Below are 18,417 nucleotides of genomic sequence, written 5' to 3'. Positions count from 1 at the left end.
CCCGATGATGAGCACGTCCGTCGCCGTTCCGCATGGTCTCGGTGAGCCGTCGCGCTGGGTGCGTGACTGGGCGCACCTTGTCGCGCCGGGCGGCGCGGTGCTCGACGTCGCGTCGGGAGCGGGGCGGCATGCACGCTTTTTCGCGTCGCGCGGGCATCCGGTCACCGCGGTCGATCGCGACGCGGCCGCGCTCGACTTGCTGCGCGATGTGCCGCTCGTCTCGCCGCTCGTGGCCGACCTCGAAAACGCGCCGTGGCCGTTGCCCGCGGACGCGGCGTTCGCCGCGCTCGTCGTGACCAACTACCTGCACCGGCCGCTGTTCCCACAGCTACTGGGTGCGCTCGCGCCCGGCGGCGTACTGGTTTACGAGACCTTCGCGCAAGGAAACGAAAGCGTCGGCAAGCCCTCCAATCCGGCCTTTCTGCTCGCTCCGGGCGAGCTGCTGGAGCAGGTGCGCGGCCAGTTGCGGGTGGTCGCGTATCAGGACGGATTTCTTGCGCAGCCGCGTCCGGCCTACGTTCAGCGCATCTGCGCGATCCGCGAGGCCGCGGGTTCGAACAACCCCGAGCAGACAGCATTCCCACCGTGTTACGAGTTGGCGGGCTAATCCGCTACAATCGCGGTTTACCTGATCAAATTCATGGCTTTTCATGACTAACGGCAACCAGAGCGCTCACCAGGACGGTGTCAAGATTCGCGGCAGCATTCCTGCCATCATCACCCCGATGCTCGAAGACGGCAGCCTCGACCTGCCGGCGTTTCGCAAACTGATCGACTGGCATGTCGAAGAAGGCACGAACGCGCTGGTCGTGGTCGGCACCAGTGGCGAGTCGGCCACGCTGTCGGTCGAAGAACACGTACTGATGGTCAAGACCGCGGTCGAACACGCGGCGGGCCGGATTCCGGTGATCGCGGGCGCGGGCGCCAACTCGACCACCGAAGCAATCGAACTCACGCAACACGCGAAAGACGTTGGCGCGGACGCGACGCTGCAGGTCGTGCCGTACTACAACAAGCCGACCCAGGAAGGCATCTACCGCCATTTCTCGAAGATCGCCGAAAGCGTCGATCTGCCGGTGATCCTGTACAACGTGCCGGGCCGCACCGTCGCCGACATGAGCAACGAGACCATCCTGCGCTGCGCGCAGGTGCCGGGTATCGTCGGCGTGAAGGAAGCGACCGGCAACATCGACCGCGCCGCGCATCTGATCAAGGCGGCGCCGGCTCACTTCGGCATCTATAGCGGCGACGATCCGACCGCGATCGCGCTGATGCTGCTCGGCGGCCACGGCAATATCTCGGTGACCGCGAACGTCGCGCCGCGCGCGATGAGCGAGCTGTGCAAGGCCGCGCTCGCGGCCGATGCAAAGACCTCGCGCGAGATTCATCTGAAGCTCCTGTCGCTGCACAAGTACCTGTTCGCCGAAGCGAATCCGATTCCGGCGAAATGGGCGCTGCAGCAAATGGGGCGCGTGCAGGGCGGCATCCGCCTGCCGCTTACGCCGCTCGACGCGCAATACCACGAAGTGGTGCGCGGCGCGCTGCGCGAAGCGGGCCTGCTCGGCTGAGCGGCGCGTCCGCCCAGTCGCAGCGTCCGCGCAAGACCGCCACCGGCATTTCATTAACCGACGTCGCTTCAGCCCACGTTCCCGGCAGACCGAACCAGGCATCGCGTTCCAGCATCACGAAGGACTTCATGAAACGTTCCGCACTTTCCCTCCACGCAACCCGCATGGCGGCGCTGGCGCTTGCCCTGGCATCGCTCGCCGGCTGTGACACGCTGAACGACTGGTTTGCCTCCGACCGCGTCGATTACAAATCCACCGCCAGTGCGCCGCCGCTCGCGGTGCCGAGCGATCTGAGCACCTCGCCGGCTGACCAGCGCTATGTGGCGCCGCCCGCCAACCTGGCGCTGGGCGGCGCGACCGCGCGCAACGTGACGGCTGCGGGCAACGCGTCGGAAGGCCAGCCGACCGCGCAGGATCCGCTCGGCATGCACATCGAGCGCGACGGCGATCGCCGCTGGCTGGTGGTCGACGGACGTTCGCCGGAACAGCTGTGGCCGCAGTTGCAGGAGTTCTGGCAGGAGAACGGCTTTGCGCTGAAGACCGATGCGGCATCCACCGGCATCATGACGACCGACTGGGCTGAAAACCGCGCGAACATTCCGGACGACTGGTTCCGCCGCACGGTGGGCAAGCTGATCGACTTCGCGTACTCGTCGGGTACCCGCGACAGCTTCCGTACGCTGGTGTCGCGCGGTCCGAACAGCACGACGGACATTTCGATCACGCATAGCGCGATGGAAGAAGTGCTGACCGGCCAGGACAAGACCTCGTCGCGTTGGGAAGAGCGTCCGCGCGATCCGGCGCTTGAGGCGCTGTTCCTCGCCAAGCTGATGCAGAAGTTCGGCCTGACCGAAGCGCAGTCGAAGCAGTTGCTGACCGACGCGCGTCCGGCCGCCGCGCCGGCCACGATCGAGCAGAACGCGGGTGCGTCGACGCTCGACCTGCAGGAATCGTTCGACCGTGCATGGCTGCGCGTGGGCCTCGCGCTCGACCGCACCAACTTCACCGTCGACAACCGCGATCGCGAGAAGGGCATCTACTACGTGCGCTACGCGGATTCGATGCAGGAGCTGAAGAAGGAAGGGCTGTTCGGCAAGCTGTTCTACAGCGGCAATTCCGCGCGCAAGCCGGGGCAGGAATTCCTCGTCAACGTGCGCGCGAAGGGTGACTCGGTGACCCAGGTCGCGGTGCTGAACGCGAGCGGCCAGATCGATACGTCGTCGGACGCGCAGCGCATCGTGTCGCTGCTGCACTCGCAACTGAACTAGGTGGGTCGTGCGCTTCGCAAGTCTTGGCAGCGGCAGTGAAGGCAACGCGCTGCTGGTCGAAGCGCACAGCGGTACGACCACCACGCGCGTGCTGCTCGATTGCGGCTTTTCCGCGCGCGAAGTCGAGAAGCGTCTGGCGCGGCTCGGCGCGAGTGCCGAGCATCTCGACGCAATTCTGATTACCCATGAACATAGCGACCACATCGGTGGCGCGCTGACGCTGGCGCGCAAGTGGTCGATTCCGTTGTACATGAGCTGGGGCACCGCGCGCGCGGTGGGCGCCGACGAAGCCGATGTCGACCTGCAGGTGCTGTGGGGCGACGAGGCGGTGGCGATCGGCGACCTCAGCATCCTCCCCTATACCGTTCCGCACGACGCCCGCGAGCCGTTGCAATACGTGTTCTCGAATGGCGCGAGCCGGCTCGGCGTGCTGACCGACGTCGGTACGTCCACGCCGCATATCAGCTCGGTGCTGAGCGGCTGCGACGCGCTGGTGCTCGAGTGCAATCACGACGTGCAGATGCTCGCGGGCAGCCGCTATCCGCCGTCGCTGAAGGCGCGCATCGGCGGCAATCATGGCCATCTGAACAACGATGCGGCGGCGGACATTCTGGCGTCGCTCGATCGCTCGCGCTTGCGGCATCTGGTGGCCGCGCATCTGAGTCAGCAGAACAATCTGCCGGAACTGGCGCAGGCGGCGTTGGCGGGCGTACTCGGCGCGGCGCACACCGAGGTCGTGGTGGCGTCGCAAAGCGACGGATTCGCGTGGTTGTCGGTTTGATGCCGGTCTGACGACTGGCGACCGCGACACCGATTTCAGATGGTCGCGCAATAAAAAAAGCCCATAACGATTGCTCGCTATGGGCTTTTTGCTTTAAGCCACTGAAGGCGGCGCCGGGGCGCCCCGTGTCGACCGGACTTAGTTGCGGTTGCCGCCGAAGATGCCGAGCAGGGCCAGCAGGTTGACGAACACGTTGTACAGGTCGAGGTAAATCGCGAGCGTCGCGGTGATGTAGTTGGTTTCGCCGCCGTTCACCACGCGCTGCACGTCGAACATGATGTACGCGGAGAAAATCACGATCGCGAGCACCGAGACCGTCAGCATCAGCGCCGGCAGTTGCAGGAACACGTTCGCGACCGATGCCAGCAGCAGCACGATCACGCCCATGAACAGCCACTTGCCGAGACCCGAGAAGTCACGCTTGCTGACCGTGGCGATGGTGGCCATGGCCGCGAAGATCACACCAGTGCCACCGAACGCGAGCATGATCAGCGACGGACCGTTCGAGAAGCCGAGCACGAACGAGAGGATGCGCGACAGCATCAGCCCCATGAAGAACGTGAAGCCGAGCAGCACGAACACGCCCACCGCGCTGTCTTTGGTGCGCTGGATCGCGAACATGAAGCCGAACGCGATCGCGAAGAACGCCAGCATGCTCATTGCCGGGCTCGTCGCGGCGAACAGCGAGAAGCCGGTGGCGAGGCCGACCCATGCGCCGAGCACGGTCGGAATCATCGACAGCGCGAGCAGCCAGTAGGTATTGCGTAGCACCCGGTTACGCGTTTCGGCCGTGCTGACCGCGCCGTTGCGGCCAAACATATACGGATGATCGTTCATGGTCTCTCCTTACCTCGCAAGCGTGTTTCGTGATGGTGATACGGAAATTCGTGAAGTGCCGGCGGACGCGGCATTTACCCCTAAGATTAGCGCCGCGGCAGGGAGTTTCAATACCCCGCAATCCCCCACACAGCCTACGCTACCAGAATTATTAGCCTTCCTGCCAGCAACCTTTCAGTGCCGTAAGGGTTCAATCGCAATCATACACGGGAACATGCTACAATTGCGGATTCATTTGAATCTGTAACCTCTTAATTTTTTGGAGTTTTTATGGCGATCGAACGCACCCTGTCGATTATCAAGCCGGACGCAGTGGCAAAGAACGTTATCGGCCAGATCTACAGCCGCTTCGAAAACGCTGGTCTGAAGATCGCGGCATCGCGCATGGTTCATCTGTCGCGTGCTGACGCTGAGAAGTTCTACGCTGTGCACGCAGCGCGTCCGTTCTTCAAGGACCTCGTCGAATTCATGATCTCGGGTCCGGTGGTGGTGCAGGTTCTGGAAGGCGAAAACGCAATCCTGAAGCACCGCGAACTGATGGGCGCGACGGATCCGAAGAAGGCGGATGCGGGCACGATCCGCGCCGACTTCGCCGACAGCATCGACGCTAACGCAGTCCACGGCTCGGACGCAGCGGAAACGGCAGCGGTCGAAATCGCTTTCTTCTTCCCGCAAGTCAACGTCTACGCACGTTAAGCACTTACTGCGGACGCCGCATGAGCGGTGCCCCGCGGAATGTGCAGGCCGGTCCGGGGTCGTGGGTTTCGTGCAGCCGGGTTTTATCGCACGAATCGCGCGCGCGGGCCGGCAAAGTAGTAAGGTAAAAGCAGCAGGAATGGGCGCGATCGGCAGGGCGTTCATGCAGCTTGTTGCATGAATGTAGTCTCGCACTGAAATGGCAGGATTCGATATGACGAGCAGTCCCAACGTCAACCTTCTCGACCTCGACGCCCAAGGGCTCGTCGCCTATTGCGACAGCCTGGGCGAGAAACCGTTTCGCGCCAAGCAATTGCAGCGCTGGATTCACCAGTACAACGCTGCCGACTTCGACGGTATGACCGATCTCGCGAAGTCCTTGCGCGAAAAGCTCAAGGGGCGCGCGTCGATCACGATGCCCGGCATCGTCAGCGACCATATTTCGACGGACGGCACCCGCAAGTGGCTGATCGACGTCGGCAACGGCAACGCCGTTGAAACCGTGTACATCCCCGAGGAAACGCGTGGCACGCTGTGCGTGTCGTCGCAGGCCGGGTGCGCGGTCAATTGCCGGTTCTGCTCGACCGGCAAGCAGGGTTTCTCCCGCAATCTCTCCACCGGCGAAATCATCGGCCAGCTGCGCATGGCCGAATTTGCGCTGCGCGCGACGCGCGGCGATACCGGTGGGCGCGCGATGGGCGGCGACGGTAAAGGTGAACGTGTGGTCACCAACGTCGTGATGATGGGCATGGGCGAGCCGCTGCTCAATTACGATGCGGTCGTGCCGGCCATGCGGCTGATGCTCGACGACAACGCGTACGGCCTGTCGCGCCGGCGCGTGACGCTGTCCACCTCGGGCGTGGTACCAATGATGGACCGGCTCGGCGCAGACCTGCCGGTAGCGCTTGCGGTGTCGCTGCATGCGTCGAACGACGCGCTGCGCGACATGCTGGTGCCGCTGAACAAGAAGTATCCGCTACGCGAACTGATGGCTGCCTGCGAGCGCTATCTGAAGGTTGCGCCGCGCGATTTCATTACGTTCGAATATTGCATGCTCGATGGCGTGAACGACAGCGAGGCGCACGCGCGCGAACTGCTCGCCGTCACGCGCAACGTGCCGTGCAAATTCAATCTGATTCCGTTCAATCCGTTCCCAGAATCGGGCCTCATCCGCTCGAAGCCGGAACAGATCAAGCGGTTTGCGCAGGTGCTGATGGACGCGGGCGTCGTCACCACGGTGCGCAAGACCCGCGGCGACGATATCGATGCTGCCTGCGGTCAGCTGGCCGGTGCGGTGAAGGACCGCACGCGTCTTGCTGAACGCACCGGGAAGGCGGCGAAGGTCATCGAAGTTCGCGCCGTGTAATCGGGCGGCGATGGCAGGGCTGGCGGTCGCGCGAAAAGCGGCGCGCACGCAACAAAGTGCCAGATGCCCCCGCCGATTGAAAAGAAAGTTTGCAGAATCGATCAGGAGCGGCACACAAAGCCGCGCATTTTGTTATAAACGGTCTGCGATTTGGACGTGAGGCTCGAGCCCGTCCGGTTGCACCAGAAAAGAATCGACGCGAAAGGATTTGGGATGAGTGAGCCGCAGCACCCGCAGCCGCACGAGACAGACACGAACGACGGCCATCCGGCACCCGTAGCGCGTGCGGTGGTTCAGCCGGTCGTGCAGCCGGCCCTCGATTCGCTGGCGGCGGTTGGCGCGCGCTTGAACCAGTTGCGTGAGGCGAAAGGCTGGACGATCGAAGACGTGTCGGCGCGGCTGAAGGTGTCGGTCGTCAAGCTGAGTGCGCTCGAGGCGGGCGACATCAGCCATCTGCCGGATACCACTTTCGCGCTCGGCGTGGTGCGCAGCTACGCGAAGATGCTCGGCGCCGATCCGGCGCCGTTTACCGCAGCACTGCGGCGCGAAAAGGGCGTGCCCGCGCCGAATCTGTCGATGCCGGCATCGTCGGGCAAGGATCTGCCGCGCGGCAAGGTTTCGCTGACGCTCGGCGACAGCGGCCACAAAAGCCGTTCGTGGCTGTGGGGTGTCGCCGCGATTGTCGTCGCGGTCATCGCGCTCGGCATGTGGCGTACCAATGGCGGCGATTCGTCCGCGTGGCTCGCGCGTCTGAAGGCGAGCGCGAACGGTTCGACGAGTAGCGACACGGTTGCCTCGGGCGCGGTTGCGCAAGCTCCAGCGACGGCGGCGCAGGAAGGCGCGTCGACTCCGGACGCGGCAGCGCCGGCTGCCACTGCGGACAATAATGCGGCGGGCGCGGACACCGCGGCGGCATCGGCGACGCCGATGCCCACGCCGCTCGCCACCGGTACGACGGCGGGCGCGGCGCCCGCAGCGAACACGACTGCCGCCGCACCGAAGGCCGGCTCGCAGCCGCAGGCGGCCGCGAGCGCGCCGGCGGCGGTCGTCGCGGGCGCATCGGCGCCAGCGACCGTGGCGGCGCCGGGCGAAGCGGTTGTCGCGCTGCGCGTGACCCAGGACAGCTGGTTCAGCGTACGCGGCAAGGACGGCAAGGAGCTGTTCTCCGGCCTCGTGCATGCGGGCGATTCGAAGGAAGTGAGCGGCGCGGGACCGTTCAAGGTCACCGTTGGTAACAAAGCGGGTCTCGAATCGATCACGCTCGACGGCCAGCCGGTTGATCCCGCGAAATATTCGGCAGCCAAGGGCAACGTGGCGCGCTTTGCGCTGCCTTGACAGATACGGTACGCGCCGCGGCCACCCGGTCCGCGGCGCTTTTTCAATTCAGGCGCTGCGTTTTTGTGTAGCGCATGCGGCGTAAATGGGTTTTTCGATGCAATCCGAGGCTCAATCCCAATCCTGTAGCAAGATCGTTTCCGACGAGCCGGTGTTCGGCGGCCCCGCGATGCGGCGCAAGTCGCATGCGGTCAACGTCCGCTGGGGCGGCCAGCTGGTGACCATCGGCGGCGATGCGCCGGTGCGCGTCCAGTCGATGACCAACACCGACACCGCCGATGCGATCGGCACCGCGATCCAGATCAAGGAACTGGCACAGGCCGGCTCCGAACTGGTGCGCATCACCGTGAACACGCCGGAAGCCGCGGCGGCCGTGCCGGCGGTTCGCGAGCAGCTCGACCGCATGGGCGTGATGGTGCCGCTCGTCGGCGACTTCCATTACAACGGCCATCTGCTGCTGCGCGACTATCCGGCCTGCGCGGAAGCGCTGTCGAAGTACCGGATCAATCCGGGCAACGTCGGGCACGGCGCGAAGCGCGACACGCAGTTCGCGCAGATGATCGAGGCGGCGGTCAAATACGACAAGCCGGTGCGGATCGGCGTGAACTGGGGCAGTCTCGACCAGGATCTGCTCGCGAAGATGATGGACGAAAACGCTTCGCGCGCGACCCCGTGGGAAGCGCAAAGCGTGATGTACGAAGCGCTGATCCAGTCGGCGATCGGCTCGGCCGAACGCGCGGTCGAACTTGGCCTGGGCCGTGACCAGATCATCCTGTCGTGCAAGGTCAGCGGCGTGCAGGATCTGATCGCGGTGTACCGCGAACTCGCGCGCCGTTGTGATTTCGCGCTGCACCTCGGGCTGACCGAGGCGGGCATGGGATCGAAGGGCATTGTTGCGTCGACCGCGGCGCTGTCGGTGCTGCTGCAACAGGGCATCGGCGACACGATCCGGATTTCGCTGACGCCGGAACCGGGCGCATCGCGTACCGGCGAAGTGATCGTCGGTCAGGAAATCCTGCAGACGATGGGCCTGCGCTCGTTCACGCCGATGGTGATCGCGTGCCCGGGCTGCGGTCGCACCACCAGCACGCTGTTCCAGGAACTCGCGTCGCAAATCCAGACCTATCTGCGTCAGCAGATGCCGGTGTGGCGCGACCAGTTCCCCGGCGTCGAGCAGATGCACGTCGCGGTGATGGGCTGCATCGTCAATGGGCCGGGCGAATCGAAGCAGGCCAACATCGGCATCAGCCTGCCGGGCTCGGGCGAGAATCCGGCCGCACCGGTGTTCATCGACGGCGAGAAGGTCAAGACGCTGCGCGGCGACAATATCGCGCAAGAATTCCAGCAAATCGTGAGCGACTACGTCGAGCGCCGCTATGGCCGCGCCGATGCGCTCAACTAATCATCGGCTATCGAAACACAGATGACTGAACAGAAGAAAAAGCTCGAGAAGCTGTCCGGCGTGAAGGGCATGAACGACATCCTTCCGCAGGAAGCCGGGCTCTGGGAATTTTTCGAAACCACCGTCAAGTCGATGCTGCGTTCGTACGGATACCAGAATATCCGTACGCCGATCGTCGAGCATACGCAGCTGTTCACGCGCGGTATCGGCGAAGTGACCGACATCGTCGAAAAAGAGATGTACAGCTTCACCGACGCGCTGAACGGCGAAAACCTGACGATGCGCCCGGAAAACACCGCGGCCGTGGTGCGCGCAGCGATCGAGCACAACATGCTGTACGACGGCCCGAAGCGGCTGTGGTACATCGGCCCGATGTTCCGTCACGAGCGTCCGCAGCGCGGCCGCTATCGCCAGTTCCATCAGGTCGGCGTCGAGGCGCTCGGCTTTGCCGGTCCGGACACGGACGCGGAAATCATCATGATGTGCCAGCGGCTGTGGGACGACCTCGGCCTGACCGGTATCAAGCTCGAAATCAACTCGCTGGGCCTCGCTGAAGAGCGCGCCGCGCATCGCGTCGAGCTGATCGCGTACCTCGAAAAGCACATGGACGTGCTCGACGAAGACGCGAAGCGCCGTCTCTATACGAACCCGCTGCGCGTGCTCGATACGAAGAACCCGGCGCTGCAGGAAGTCGCGCAGAACGCGCCGAAGCTGATCGATTTTCTCGGCGAGGAGTCGCGTGCGCACTTCGAAGGTCTGCAGCGCATTCTGAAGTCGAACAACATCCCGTTCACGATCAACCCGCGCCTCGTGCGCGGTCTCGATTACTACAATCTGACCGTGTTCGAATGGGTGACCGACAAGCTCGGCGCGCAGGGTACGGTGGCGGCGGGCGGCCGTTACGATCCGCTGATCGAGCAGCTCGGCGGCAAGCCGACCGCCGCGTGCGGCTGGGCGATGGGCGTCGAGCGGATTCTCGAGTTGCTGAAGGAAGAGCAACTGGTGCCGGAAGCGGAAGGCTGTGACGTGTATGTCGTCCATCAGGGCGACGCCGCGCGTGAGCAGGCTTTCATCATCGCCGAGCGTCTGCGCGATACCGGTCTCGATGTGATCCTGCATTGCAGCGCGGACGGCCAGAGCGCCAGCTTCAAGTCGCAGATGAAACGCGCCGATGCGAGCGGCGCCGCGTTCGCGGTGGTGCTCGGCGAAGACGAGATCGCGAACGGCACGGTCGGCGTCAAATCGCTGCGCGATACGCAAGCCGGCGGCGGTAAGAACGAGCAACAGAACGTGCCGGCCGAAGACTTGACCGAATATCTAATCAATGCGATGGTTGCAACCGCCGAAGACGGCGACGACTGATCGCGCTGTCGTCGGGCCGGCTGGCTCGACACACGTCAGTATCAAGAAAGAGGAAATCGCCGGGCGATGAGTTACCACGACGAACAAGAATCGATTGAAAGTCTGAAGGCATGGTGGAAGCAGTGGGGCAATGCAACCACGTGGATCCTGCTGGTGGTGTTGCTGGCAGGTGCGGCTTATAACGGCTGGAATTTCTGGCAGCGGCGTCAGGCGGCGGAAGCCGCGGTGCTGTATGACCAGGTGCAGCAGGCCGTGGCCGCGGGCGACAAAGCGCAGGTCCTGCGCGTCGCCGCCGACATGGAAGACAAGTTCGGCCGCACCGCGTATGCACAGATGACCGCGCTCGGCGCCGCCAAGGCGCTGTACGCCGCCGGCGACCAAACCGGCGCGAAGGCGCAACTGCAATGGACGATCGATCACGCGAAGGACGACGAGTTCAAGCAGATCGCCAAGCTGCGCATGGCGTCGCTGCTGCTCGACGAAAAAGCCTACGATCAGGGCCTCGCGCTGCTGGCCGAGCCGCAGGCGGAGGCCTTCAAGGGCATCGTCGCGGATCGCCGTGGCGACCTGCTTGCCGCCCAGGGCAAGCGCGATGACGCACGCGCGGCCTATAAAGTCGCGCTCGATTCGCTGTCAAAGACCGACAGCTCCGCGCGTCAGCTGATCCAGTTCAAGCTGGACGCGCTCGGCGGTTGAGTGTTGCGCGCGGCGTGCCGCGCGCCACCACCGTAAGACGATCTCCTTTAATCCATTTCCTGAATGCTTCGTCCACCGATGAATCTGCTGAAACGTTACGCCGTGCCCGTTATCTGTGCGATGACCGTTCTGACGCTGGCGGCTTGCTCATCCACGAAAGACGAGCGCCGTGTGCCGACGCCGCTCACCGAGTTCAAACCCGTGCTCGACGTGCAGCAGTCGTGGTCCGCGAGCGTCGGCAAGGCGGGCCGCTATCTGTTCTCGCCGGTGGCGGTCGGCAATGCCGTGTTCGCTGCCGCCGCAAACGGCACGGTCGCCAAGATCGACGCGCAAACCGGCAAGGACGTGTGGCGCATCAAGCTGCATGACGATCTGTCGGCAGGGGTCGGCAGCGATGGCACGCTGACCGCGGTCGGCGGCCTGAAGGGCGATGTCTACGTGCTCGGCGCGGACGGCAAGCAGCTGTGGACCGCCAAGGCGCCGGGCGAGATCATCTCGCCGCCGCTGGTCGGCAACGGTCTCGTGGTGGTGCGCACGATCGACGGTCAGATCGTCGCGTTCAACGCGCAGACGGGCGAGCAGAAGTGGAACTACCGCAACCGCGCGGTGCCGCTGAACCTGCGCGTGTCGTCGGGCATGACCTTCGCGGGCGACGCCGCGGTGCTGGCCGGTTTCCCGGGCGGCTCGTTCGCTGCGATCAACCTGCAGACCGGCGAAGCCTACTGGCAGACGCCGGTGTCGTATCCGAAGGGCGTGACCGAAGTCGAGCGTATCAACGACGTGACGGGCCCGCCCACGCTGGTCGGTTCGCAAACCTGCGCGGTCACCTTCCAGGGCCAGATCGGCTGCTTCGACGCGAACTCGGGTCGCGCGCTGTGGGGCAAGCCGTTCTCGAGCGCGAGCGGCCTCGCGCAGGATGAGCGCAGCGTCGTCGCCGCCGACGACTGGTCAGTCGTGTCCTCGTTCGACGGGAACAACGGCTCGGTGCTGTGGAAGAACGAAGCGCTGAAGAACCGCGACCTGAGCGTGCCGATGCTGCTCGGCCGCGCGGCCGTGTTCGGCGACTATCAGGGCTACGTGCATTTCCTGTCAGCCGCCGACGGTACGCTGGTCGCGCGGGTGAAGACCGATGGCAGCGCGATCGTCGCGGCACCGGTGCTGGCCGGCGACACGCTGGTCGTGCAGACGCGTAACGGCGGGCTGTACGGTTTGCGTCCGCGCTGATCCCGCGGCATACGGTTGTCTGGCGCGCAGGCCGGCTTTGCCGGCCGCGCGCTTTTTAATTGAGGTTGGCGCCGGCCTTGACGCCGGCCGGGGGTAAGCAGGCGAGGCAACGCCTGCCTGTCTGTCCGTCGTCGCGGCGGGCAGGCTCACCAGAAAAAATCGCCGGACGGGCTGGTCCGGCAAGTCGGCTCGAGAGTCGTGCCGGTCGCCCGCGCGGCGTCCCGCGAATCTTCTCGCCGATGCCGCGAACAAGCGTGCTCGAGCGGATCGGTGAGCCGCCGGGCCGCCGGATCTGCAGCGGGCGGCCGCCGGTGCCGTCTGTACAGCCCATTCCCGTCCGCCCGGATGCGCGTCGTAAGCGCCTATCCGGAGTTGGCTGAATTCGTGATAATTTCGTCGGAACACCGCCACCTGGCGGCCACCCGGCGTCGCTACGCGGGTGCGCAATTTTTCGCTCCCGCGTTCACTGTGAACAAGATCAGATGAAACCCGTTATTGCCCTCGTCGGGCGCCCCAATGTGGGGAAATCCACGCTGTTCAACCGCCTCACGCGCTCGCGTGACGCGCTGGTTGCCGACCTGCCCGGTCTCACCCGCGATCGCCATTACGGCGAAGGGCGCACCGGCGAGCGGCCGTATCTGGTCGTCGATACCGGCGGCTTCGAGCCGGTCGCGAAAGACGGCATCCTGCACGAGATGGCGCGTCAGACCCGTCAGGCGGTCGAGGAGTCGGACATCGTCGTGTTCATCGTCGACGGCCGTAACGGGCTCGCGCCGCAGGACAAGTCGATCGCCGACTATCTGCGCAAGGTCGGCCGGCCGATCTTCCTCGTCGTCAACAAGGCGGAAGGGATGCGCTACACGACGGTCGCCGCCGACTTCTACGAGCTCGGCCTCGGCGATCCGCGGGCGATCTCGGCCGCGCACGGCGACGGCGTGACCGAGATGATCAACGAAGCGCTCGAAGTCGCGTACGCCGGCCAGCCGGAAGAAAGCGACGAAGACAAGGAAACGCGCGGCGTGAAGATCGCGATCGTCGGCCGGCCGAACGTCGGCAAGTCGACGCTGATCAACGCGCTGGTCGGCGAAGAGCGGGTGATCGCATTCGACATGCCGGGCACCACGCGCGACTCGATCTATGTCGATTTCGAGCGCCAGGGCAAGCCCTACACGCTGATCGACACAGCCGGCCTGCGCCGCCGCGGCAAGGTGTTCGAGGCGATCGAGAAGTTCTCGGTGGTGAAAACGCTGCAGTCGATCTCCGACGCGAACGTCGTGATCCTGCTGCTCGACGCGCGTCAGGACATTTCGGAGCAGGACGCGCACATCGCCGGCTTCGTGGTCGAACAGGGCCGCGCGCTGGTGGTCGGCGTGAACAAGTGGGACGGTCTCGATCCGCATGTGCGCGAGCGCACCAAAGCCGACCTCGAGCGCAAACTAAAATTTCTGGACTTCGCCAAATTCCACTTCATTTCCGCAGCGGAAAAAACCGGAATCGGCCCGCTGATGCGTTCGGTCGACGACGCCTACACGGCCGCGATGTCGAAGCTGCCGACGCCGAAGCTCACGCGCGCGTTGATCGAGGCCGTCGAGTTCCAGCAGCCGCGCCGTCGCGGTCCGGTGCGGCCGAAGCTGCGTTACGCGCACCAGGGCGGTCAGAATCCGCCGATCATCGTGATTCACGGCAATGCGCTCGACGCGATCACCGACACGTATAAGCGCTACCTCGAGAATCGCTTCCGGGAAACTTTCAAGCTGACGGGCACTCCATTGCGAATAGAGTTCAGATCGTCGACGAACCCTTACGCGGACAAGGGCTGACGCGGGGCCGGGAAAGCGCTTTAAACCGGGCCTCGAAGTCAGGCTGAAACCCGCGTGTGTGTTGGCTTTGGCCGCCTGGCCAGGGCCCGCGCGCCGAAATGAAAATCAGCTATAGTGTAGCGGTTGGCGGTGGATCTCTTTTTCTTCCCCGCCAATTTAGTCAACCTGCAAAAAAATACGGAGTTTGCTATGAGCAACAAAGGGCAATTGTTACAAGACCCGTTTTTGAACGCACTGCGTAAAGAGCACGTGCCGGTGTCGATCTACCTGGTCAACGGCATCAAGCTTCAAGGGAACATCGAATCGTTCGACCAGTACGTCGTGTTGCTCCGGAATACGGTCACCCAGATGGTCTACAAGCACGCCATTTCGACGGTTGTGCCGGCCCGCCCGGTGAATTTCCACCCGGATTCCGAACAGTCCTAACCCTCGTCGCGGCCGGCCCAGCGTCGCCCGTTGGCGATCATTCCCGGCCGCGTCATTTTGATACCCTCCAATTTGATCAATGCAGCGCTCGTCGGCATCGACTTCGGCAAGATCGATTTCGAAGCCAGTCTCGAAGAACTCAGCCTGCTCGCGCAAAGCGCGGGCGCGAATCCCGTAGTCACCCTCACCGGGCGGCGTTCCAGCCCCGACGCGAAGATGTTCGTCGGCAGCGGCAAGGCAGAAGAACTGCGTCTTGCGTGCGAAGCGAACGACATCGAACTCGTGATCTTCAACCATGCTCTGGCACCTGCGCAGCAGCGCAATCTGGAGCGGGCGCTTAACCGGCGCGTGGTCGATCGCACCAGCCTGATCCTCGACATTTTTGCGCAACGCGCCCGCAGCCACGAAGGCAAGCTGCAGGTCGAACTCGCGCAGCTGCAGTATCTGTCGACCCGGCTGATTCGCGCGTGGACTCACCTCGAACGGCAGAAGGGCGGTATCGGTCTGCGCGGCCCGGGCGAAACCCAGCTCGAAACCGACCGCCGGCTGATCGGCGAGCGCATCAAGGCGCTCAAGATCCGGCTCGACAAGCTGCGCCGTCAGCATGGCACGCAGCGTCGCGCGCGCAGTCGCAATCAGACCATGTCGGTGTCGCTGGTCGGCTATACGAACGCGGGTAAATCGACGCTGTTCAATGCGCTGACCAAGGCCCAGGCGTATGCGGCGGACCAGCTGTTCGCGACGCTCGACACGACCTCGCGGCGCGTCTATCTCGGCGACGAGGCGGGTCAGGTGGTAGTGTCCGACACGGTCGGCTTCATTCGCGAACTTCCGCACCAACTGGTCGCCGCGTTTCGCGCGACGCTCGAGGAAACCATTCACGCTGACCTGCTGCTGCATGTCGTCGATGCGTCGAGCGCGGTGCGGCTCGACCAGATCGATCAGGTCAACGAGGTGCTGCACGCGATCGGCGCGGACAACATCCGTCAGGTGCTGGTGTTCAACAAGATCGACGCGGTGCCCGAGTTGGCGGCCCGTGGCGACGCGGTCGAGCGGGATGAGTATGGTAATATTTCGCGCGTCTTTTTGAGCGCGCGCACGGGGCAGGGGCTTGATACGCTGCGCGCTGCCATCGCTGAAATCGCTACTGCCGAACCGCTTACCGATATGCCGCTCGACGCGTCGAAAGACGACCGCACGGCGGAACCGAACGAAAATCACAAGGTTCCAGAACTCGGGCACTGACCCGTTCCAATTGCACTGACCCGCTGTCTACTCTGGTGAACGAACACAGGTGAACGATTACAACGAGCGGAGTACCTGGCTGCGTATGCGCGCCTTGCTTTCACTGAACGATCCGCGCTGGGGCCGGGGCGACGGCAATGGCGACCGGCAACGGCCGAACGATCCGAAGCGTCCGGGGCGCGACGGCGAAGGCCCCCCCGACCTCGACGAAATGTGGCGCGACTTCAACCGCCGCTTGAGCCGGATGTTCGGGCGTAAGGGCAACGGCGGTGGTGTCGGCGGCGGTCGTCCGGATAACGGACGCGGCGCGCGTATCGGCGTCGGGATCGTGATCGGCGTGCTGATCGCGATCTATCTGGGCAGCGGCGTGTTCGTCGTGCAGGACGGCCAGCAGGCCGTCGTGATGCAATTCGGCAAGTATCGCTACACCGCGAGTCAGGGTGTGCATTGGCGCTTGCCGTATCCGTTCGAGTCCCACGAGTTCGTGAACGTCGCGCAGATCCGCCAGGTCGAGATCGGCCGCAGCAACGTGGTGCGTCTCGCGAACGTGAAGGACGCGTCGATGCTCACGCACGACGGCGATATCGTCGACGTGCGCTTCGCGGTGCAATACCAGATCCGCAAACCCACCGACTATCTGTTTCGCGGCGTCGATGCCGAGCAGAGCGTGACCAGCGCCGCGCAGGCTGCGGTGCGCGGGATCGTCGGCGCCCGTGGCACCAGCGAGATTCTCGATCAGGATCACGAAGCATTGCGCCAGCAACTGATGACGGCGATCCAGCAATCGCTCGATCAGTACGAGTCCGGTCTCGCGGTTACCGGCGTGACGATCCAGAGCGTGCGGGTGCCCGAGCAGGTGCAGCCCGCGTTCGACGCGGCCGCCAAGGTCCACGACGAAAACGAGCGCGCGAAGCGCGATGCGCAGGCGTACGTGGCGGATCTGTTGCCGCGCGCGCAGGCCGACGTTGCGCGTCAGGTCGAAGAGGCGAAGACCTATAGCGCGAACACGGTCGCCCAGGCGCAGGCCGAGGCCGAGCGCTTCAAGCAGGTCTACGCGCAATACGCGAAGGCGCCCGCGGTGGTGCGCTTCCGTCTGTACATGGAAACCATGCAGCAGATCTACTCGAAGGCGACCAAGGTGTTCGTCGACGCGAAGAACGGCAACAACGTGCTGTATCTGCCGCTCGACCGGCTGGTTGAGCAGAATCGCGAGCGCCAGGCCGCGGCGGCTGCCGGTGCGAGCGCGCCGCAGGCCGCGAGCGCAGCCGTGCCGGCGCCGGCACAGTCCGGTGCCGCGGCGGCGGACAGCGGTGCCGCCACAGGCGCCGCAGCCGGCGCTTCGGCCGATGCCGCGTCCGCCCCCGCAGCTTCCGCGCCTGCCGCCGCGAGCCGGCCGAGCGCCGCATCGCTGCGTTCGCGCGAAGCATTCCGCAATCGCATGCGCGAAGACGACGTCCAATAAGGAGCGCACGGAAATATGAACAGAATCATCGCGCTCGTCGTCGCCATCGTCATCGTGCTGTTCGCGGCATCATCGATGGTGTTCGTCGTCGATCAACGCCATATGGCCGTGCTGTCCGCGCGCGGCGACGCGGCGCCGACGCTGCTCGGCCCCGGCCTGCACGTGAAATTGCCGCCGCCGCTGCAAACGGTCACGCTGGTCGATAACCGCATCCAGTCGCTCGACGCGCCGGACGAAGACCATTACGTGACTTCCGATAAAACCGAGTTGCTGGTCAACCCGGTCATCAAGTTCCGCGTCACCGATCCGCTCAAGCTGCTCGCCGAAACGAAGGGCGACGTGCAGAGCCTGCCGGAACGTCTCGCGTTGCTGTCGCGCGGCGCGCTGGGCGACGCGTTCGGCCAGTTCACGCTGGCCGACGCGCTGGCCAAACAGCAGGCCGTCGCCGAACAGGCGCGCGGCGCGCTGGACAAGGGCGCGGCTTCGCTGGGCGTGTCGGTGGTCGACGTGCGGTTGACCCGCATCGATTTCCCGGCCGCGCAGGCCGACACGGTGTTCAAGCGAATGATCGCCGCGCGCGATCAGATCGCCGCCGACGAGCGCGCGAAGGGCACCGCCGAAGCGGACCAGATTCGCGCCGACGCGCTCGCCAAGCAGCAGGCGGTGCTGGCCGAAGGCCTCGCGCAGGCGCAGGGCATTCGCGGCGAAGGCGATGCGAAGGCCGCGGAAATCGCCGCCGAAGCGTTCGGCAAGGACCCGCAGTTCTATCAGTTTTATCTGAGCATGCAGGCGTACCGGAAGACCTTCAAGCCGGGCGATCTGATCGTGGTCGACTCGAACAGCGAGTTCTTCCGCTTCATGCGTAGCCCGACCGGCGGCGCCGCCCCGGACGCCCCCGCGACGACCCCGCGCAAACGCTGATTACCGAC

The 18,417-nt window shown here is 64.6% G+C and carries 17 protein-coding genes; 16 read left to right on the top strand and 1 reads right to left on the bottom strand.

What is annotated here, in order from left to right:
- Positions 1 to 7: 7 nt before the first annotated feature.
- From BTH42_RS16640 to BTH42_RS16625, 4 genes are all read left to right on the top strand, one after another.
- The gene (locus tag BTH42_RS16640; RefSeq protein ID WP_075301379.1) at positions 8 to 607 is read left to right on the top strand and encodes a bifunctional 2-polyprenyl-6-hydroxyphenol methylase/3-demethylubiquinol 3-O-methyltransferase UbiG; all 600 of its coding nucleotides are present in this window, start codon (positions 8 to 10) and stop codon (positions 605 to 607) included.
- Positions 608 to 650: 43 nt separating this feature from the next.
- Positions 651 to 1,568, top strand: coding sequence for a 4-hydroxy-tetrahydrodipicolinate synthase (dapA, locus tag BTH42_RS16635; protein ID WP_075301305.1), 918 nt, complete (start codon positions 651 to 653; stop codon positions 1,566 to 1,568).
- A gap of 128 nt (positions 1,569 to 1,696) precedes the next feature.
- Complete coding sequence (bamC, locus tag BTH42_RS16630) at positions 1,697 to 2,836, top strand: outer membrane protein assembly factor BamC (protein ID WP_075301303.1); 1,140 nt, start codon at positions 1,697 to 1,699, stop codon at positions 2,834 to 2,836.
- A 7-nt stretch (positions 2,837 to 2,843) separates the two neighbouring features.
- Positions 2,844 to 3,617 carry an MBL fold metallo-hydrolase gene (locus BTH42_RS16625; RefSeq protein ID WP_075301301.1) on the top strand — a complete coding sequence of 258 codons (774 nt, stop codon included), beginning with the start codon at positions 2,844 to 2,846 and terminating at the stop codon, positions 3,615 to 3,617.
- Positions 3,618 to 3,755: 138 nt separating this feature from the next.
- Here BTH42_RS16625 and BTH42_RS16620 read toward each other — a convergent pair whose 3' ends face one another.
- Positions 3,756 to 4,454: a Bax inhibitor-1/YccA family protein gene (locus BTH42_RS16620; protein ID WP_075301299.1), complete on the bottom strand. Its 699-nt coding sequence runs from the start codon at positions 4,452 to 4,454 to the stop codon at positions 3,756 to 3,758.
- A 270-nt stretch (positions 4,455 to 4,724) separates the two neighbouring features.
- On the opposite strand from BTH42_RS16620, the gene ndk reads away from it, so the two are divergent.
- The 12 genes from ndk (at position 4,725) to hflC (ending at position 18,409) form a co-directional block, all read left to right on the top strand.
- The gene (gene ndk / locus BTH42_RS16615; RefSeq protein WP_075301297.1) at positions 4,725 to 5,150 is read left to right on the top strand and encodes a nucleoside-diphosphate kinase; all 426 of its coding nucleotides are present in this window, start codon (positions 4,725 to 4,727) and stop codon (positions 5,148 to 5,150) included.
- Between the two features lie 214 nt (positions 5,151 to 5,364).
- Positions 5,365 to 6,516 carry a 23S rRNA (adenine(2503)-C(2))-methyltransferase RlmN gene (rlmN, locus tag BTH42_RS16610; RefSeq protein ID WP_075301295.1) on the top strand — a complete coding sequence of 384 codons (1,152 nt, stop codon included), beginning with the start codon at positions 5,365 to 5,367 and terminating at the stop codon, positions 6,514 to 6,516.
- A 213-nt stretch (positions 6,517 to 6,729) separates the two neighbouring features.
- On the top strand, positions 6,730 to 7,851 hold the full coding sequence (locus BTH42_RS16605) for a helix-turn-helix domain-containing protein (RefSeq protein ID WP_075301293.1): 1,122 nt from the start codon (positions 6,730 to 6,732) through the stop codon (positions 7,849 to 7,851).
- Positions 7,852 to 7,936: 85 nt separating this feature from the next.
- Positions 7,937 to 9,253, top strand: a complete 1,317-nt coding sequence (ispG, locus tag BTH42_RS16600) for a flavodoxin-dependent (E)-4-hydroxy-3-methylbut-2-enyl-diphosphate synthase (RefSeq protein WP_075301291.1) — start codon at positions 7,937 to 7,939, stop codon at positions 9,251 to 9,253.
- Between the two features lie 21 nt (positions 9,254 to 9,274).
- The gene (hisS, locus tag BTH42_RS16595; protein ID WP_075301289.1) at positions 9,275 to 10,615 is read left to right on the top strand and encodes a histidine--tRNA ligase; all 1,341 of its coding nucleotides are present in this window, start codon (positions 9,275 to 9,277) and stop codon (positions 10,613 to 10,615) included.
- Between the two features lie 66 nt (positions 10,616 to 10,681).
- A complete protein-coding gene (locus BTH42_RS16590) occupies positions 10,682 to 11,311 on the top strand; it encodes a tetratricopeptide repeat protein (RefSeq protein ID WP_075301287.1) in 630 nt (209 codons plus the stop codon).
- A 78-nt stretch (positions 11,312 to 11,389) separates the two neighbouring features.
- Positions 11,390 to 12,535, top strand: a complete 1,146-nt coding sequence (gene bamB, locus BTH42_RS16585) for an outer membrane protein assembly factor BamB (protein ID WP_075301285.1) — start codon at positions 11,390 to 11,392, stop codon at positions 12,533 to 12,535.
- A gap of 482 nt (positions 12,536 to 13,017) precedes the next feature.
- Entirely contained in the window at positions 13,018 to 14,355 is a 1,338-nt protein-coding gene (gene der, locus BTH42_RS16580) for a ribosome biogenesis GTPase Der (RefSeq protein WP_075301283.1), read from the top strand.
- Between the two features lie 189 nt (positions 14,356 to 14,544).
- On the top strand, positions 14,545 to 14,781 hold the full coding sequence (gene hfq / locus BTH42_RS16575; protein ID WP_006051315.1) for an RNA chaperone Hfq: 237 nt from the start codon (positions 14,545 to 14,547) through the stop codon (positions 14,779 to 14,781).
- Between the two features lie 57 nt (positions 14,782 to 14,838).
- Entirely contained in the window at positions 14,839 to 16,026 is a 1,188-nt protein-coding gene (gene hflX, locus BTH42_RS16570; protein WP_178392185.1) for a GTPase HflX, read from the top strand.
- 49 nt (positions 16,027 to 16,075) lie between these two features.
- Positions 16,076 to 17,488 carry an FtsH protease activity modulator HflK gene (hflK, locus tag BTH42_RS16565; protein ID WP_075301279.1) on the top strand — a complete coding sequence of 471 codons (1,413 nt, stop codon included), beginning with the start codon at positions 16,076 to 16,078 and terminating at the stop codon, positions 17,486 to 17,488.
- A 15-nt stretch (positions 17,489 to 17,503) separates the two neighbouring features.
- Positions 17,504 to 18,409: a protease modulator HflC gene (gene hflC, locus BTH42_RS16560; protein ID WP_075301277.1), complete on the top strand. Its 906-nt coding sequence runs from the start codon at positions 17,504 to 17,506 to the stop codon at positions 18,407 to 18,409.
- The last annotated feature ends 8 nt before the right edge of the window (positions 18,410 to 18,417 follow it).

Source organism: Burkholderia sp. SRS-W-2-2016, from assembly GCF_001931485.1.
Taxonomy (GTDB): Bacteria; Pseudomonadota; Gammaproteobacteria; order Burkholderiales; family Burkholderiaceae; genus Paraburkholderia.
Note: the sequence above shows the minus strand (reverse complement) of the source record. Positions and strands in the feature narration are given on the sequence as shown.

What these genes read in the sequence shown, in the direction of transcription:
- BTH42_RS16640 (WP_075301379.1), top strand. Translation starts at nt 8, where the DNA reads ATGAGCACGTCCGTCGCCGTTCCGCATGGTCTCGGTGAGCCGTCGCGC.
- dapA (WP_075301305.1), top strand. Translation starts at nt 651, where the DNA reads ATGACTAACGGCAACCAGAGCGCTCACCAGGACGGTGTCAAGATTCGC.
- bamC (WP_075301303.1), top strand. Translation starts at nt 1,697, where the DNA reads ATGAAACGTTCCGCACTTTCCCTCCACGCAACCCGCATGGCGGCGCTG.
- BTH42_RS16620 (WP_075301299.1), bottom strand. Translation starts at nt 4,454, where the DNA reads ATGAACGATCATCCGTATATGTTTGGCCGCAACGGCGCGGTCAGCACG.
- ndk (WP_075301297.1), top strand. Translation starts at nt 4,725, where the DNA reads ATGGCGATCGAACGCACCCTGTCGATTATCAAGCCGGACGCAGTGGCA.
- rlmN (WP_075301295.1), top strand. Translation starts at nt 5,365, where the DNA reads ATGACGAGCAGTCCCAACGTCAACCTTCTCGACCTCGACGCCCAAGGG.
- BTH42_RS16605 (WP_075301293.1), top strand. Translation starts at nt 6,730, where the DNA reads ATGAGTGAGCCGCAGCACCCGCAGCCGCACGAGACAGACACGAACGAC.
- ispG (WP_075301291.1), top strand. Translation starts at nt 7,937, where the DNA reads ATGGGTTTTTCGATGCAATCCGAGGCTCAATCCCAATCCTGTAGCAAG.
- hisS (WP_075301289.1), top strand. Translation starts at nt 9,275, where the DNA reads ATGACTGAACAGAAGAAAAAGCTCGAGAAGCTGTCCGGCGTGAAGGGC.
- BTH42_RS16590 (WP_075301287.1), top strand. Translation starts at nt 10,682, where the DNA reads ATGAGTTACCACGACGAACAAGAATCGATTGAAAGTCTGAAGGCATGG.
- bamB (WP_075301285.1), top strand. Translation starts at nt 11,390, where the DNA reads ATGAATCTGCTGAAACGTTACGCCGTGCCCGTTATCTGTGCGATGACC.
- der (WP_075301283.1), top strand. Translation starts at nt 13,018, where the DNA reads ATGAAACCCGTTATTGCCCTCGTCGGGCGCCCCAATGTGGGGAAATCC.
- hfq (WP_006051315.1), top strand. Translation starts at nt 14,545, where the DNA reads ATGAGCAACAAAGGGCAATTGTTACAAGACCCGTTTTTGAACGCACTG.
- hflC (WP_075301277.1), top strand. Translation starts at nt 17,504, where the DNA reads ATGAACAGAATCATCGCGCTCGTCGTCGCCATCGTCATCGTGCTGTTC.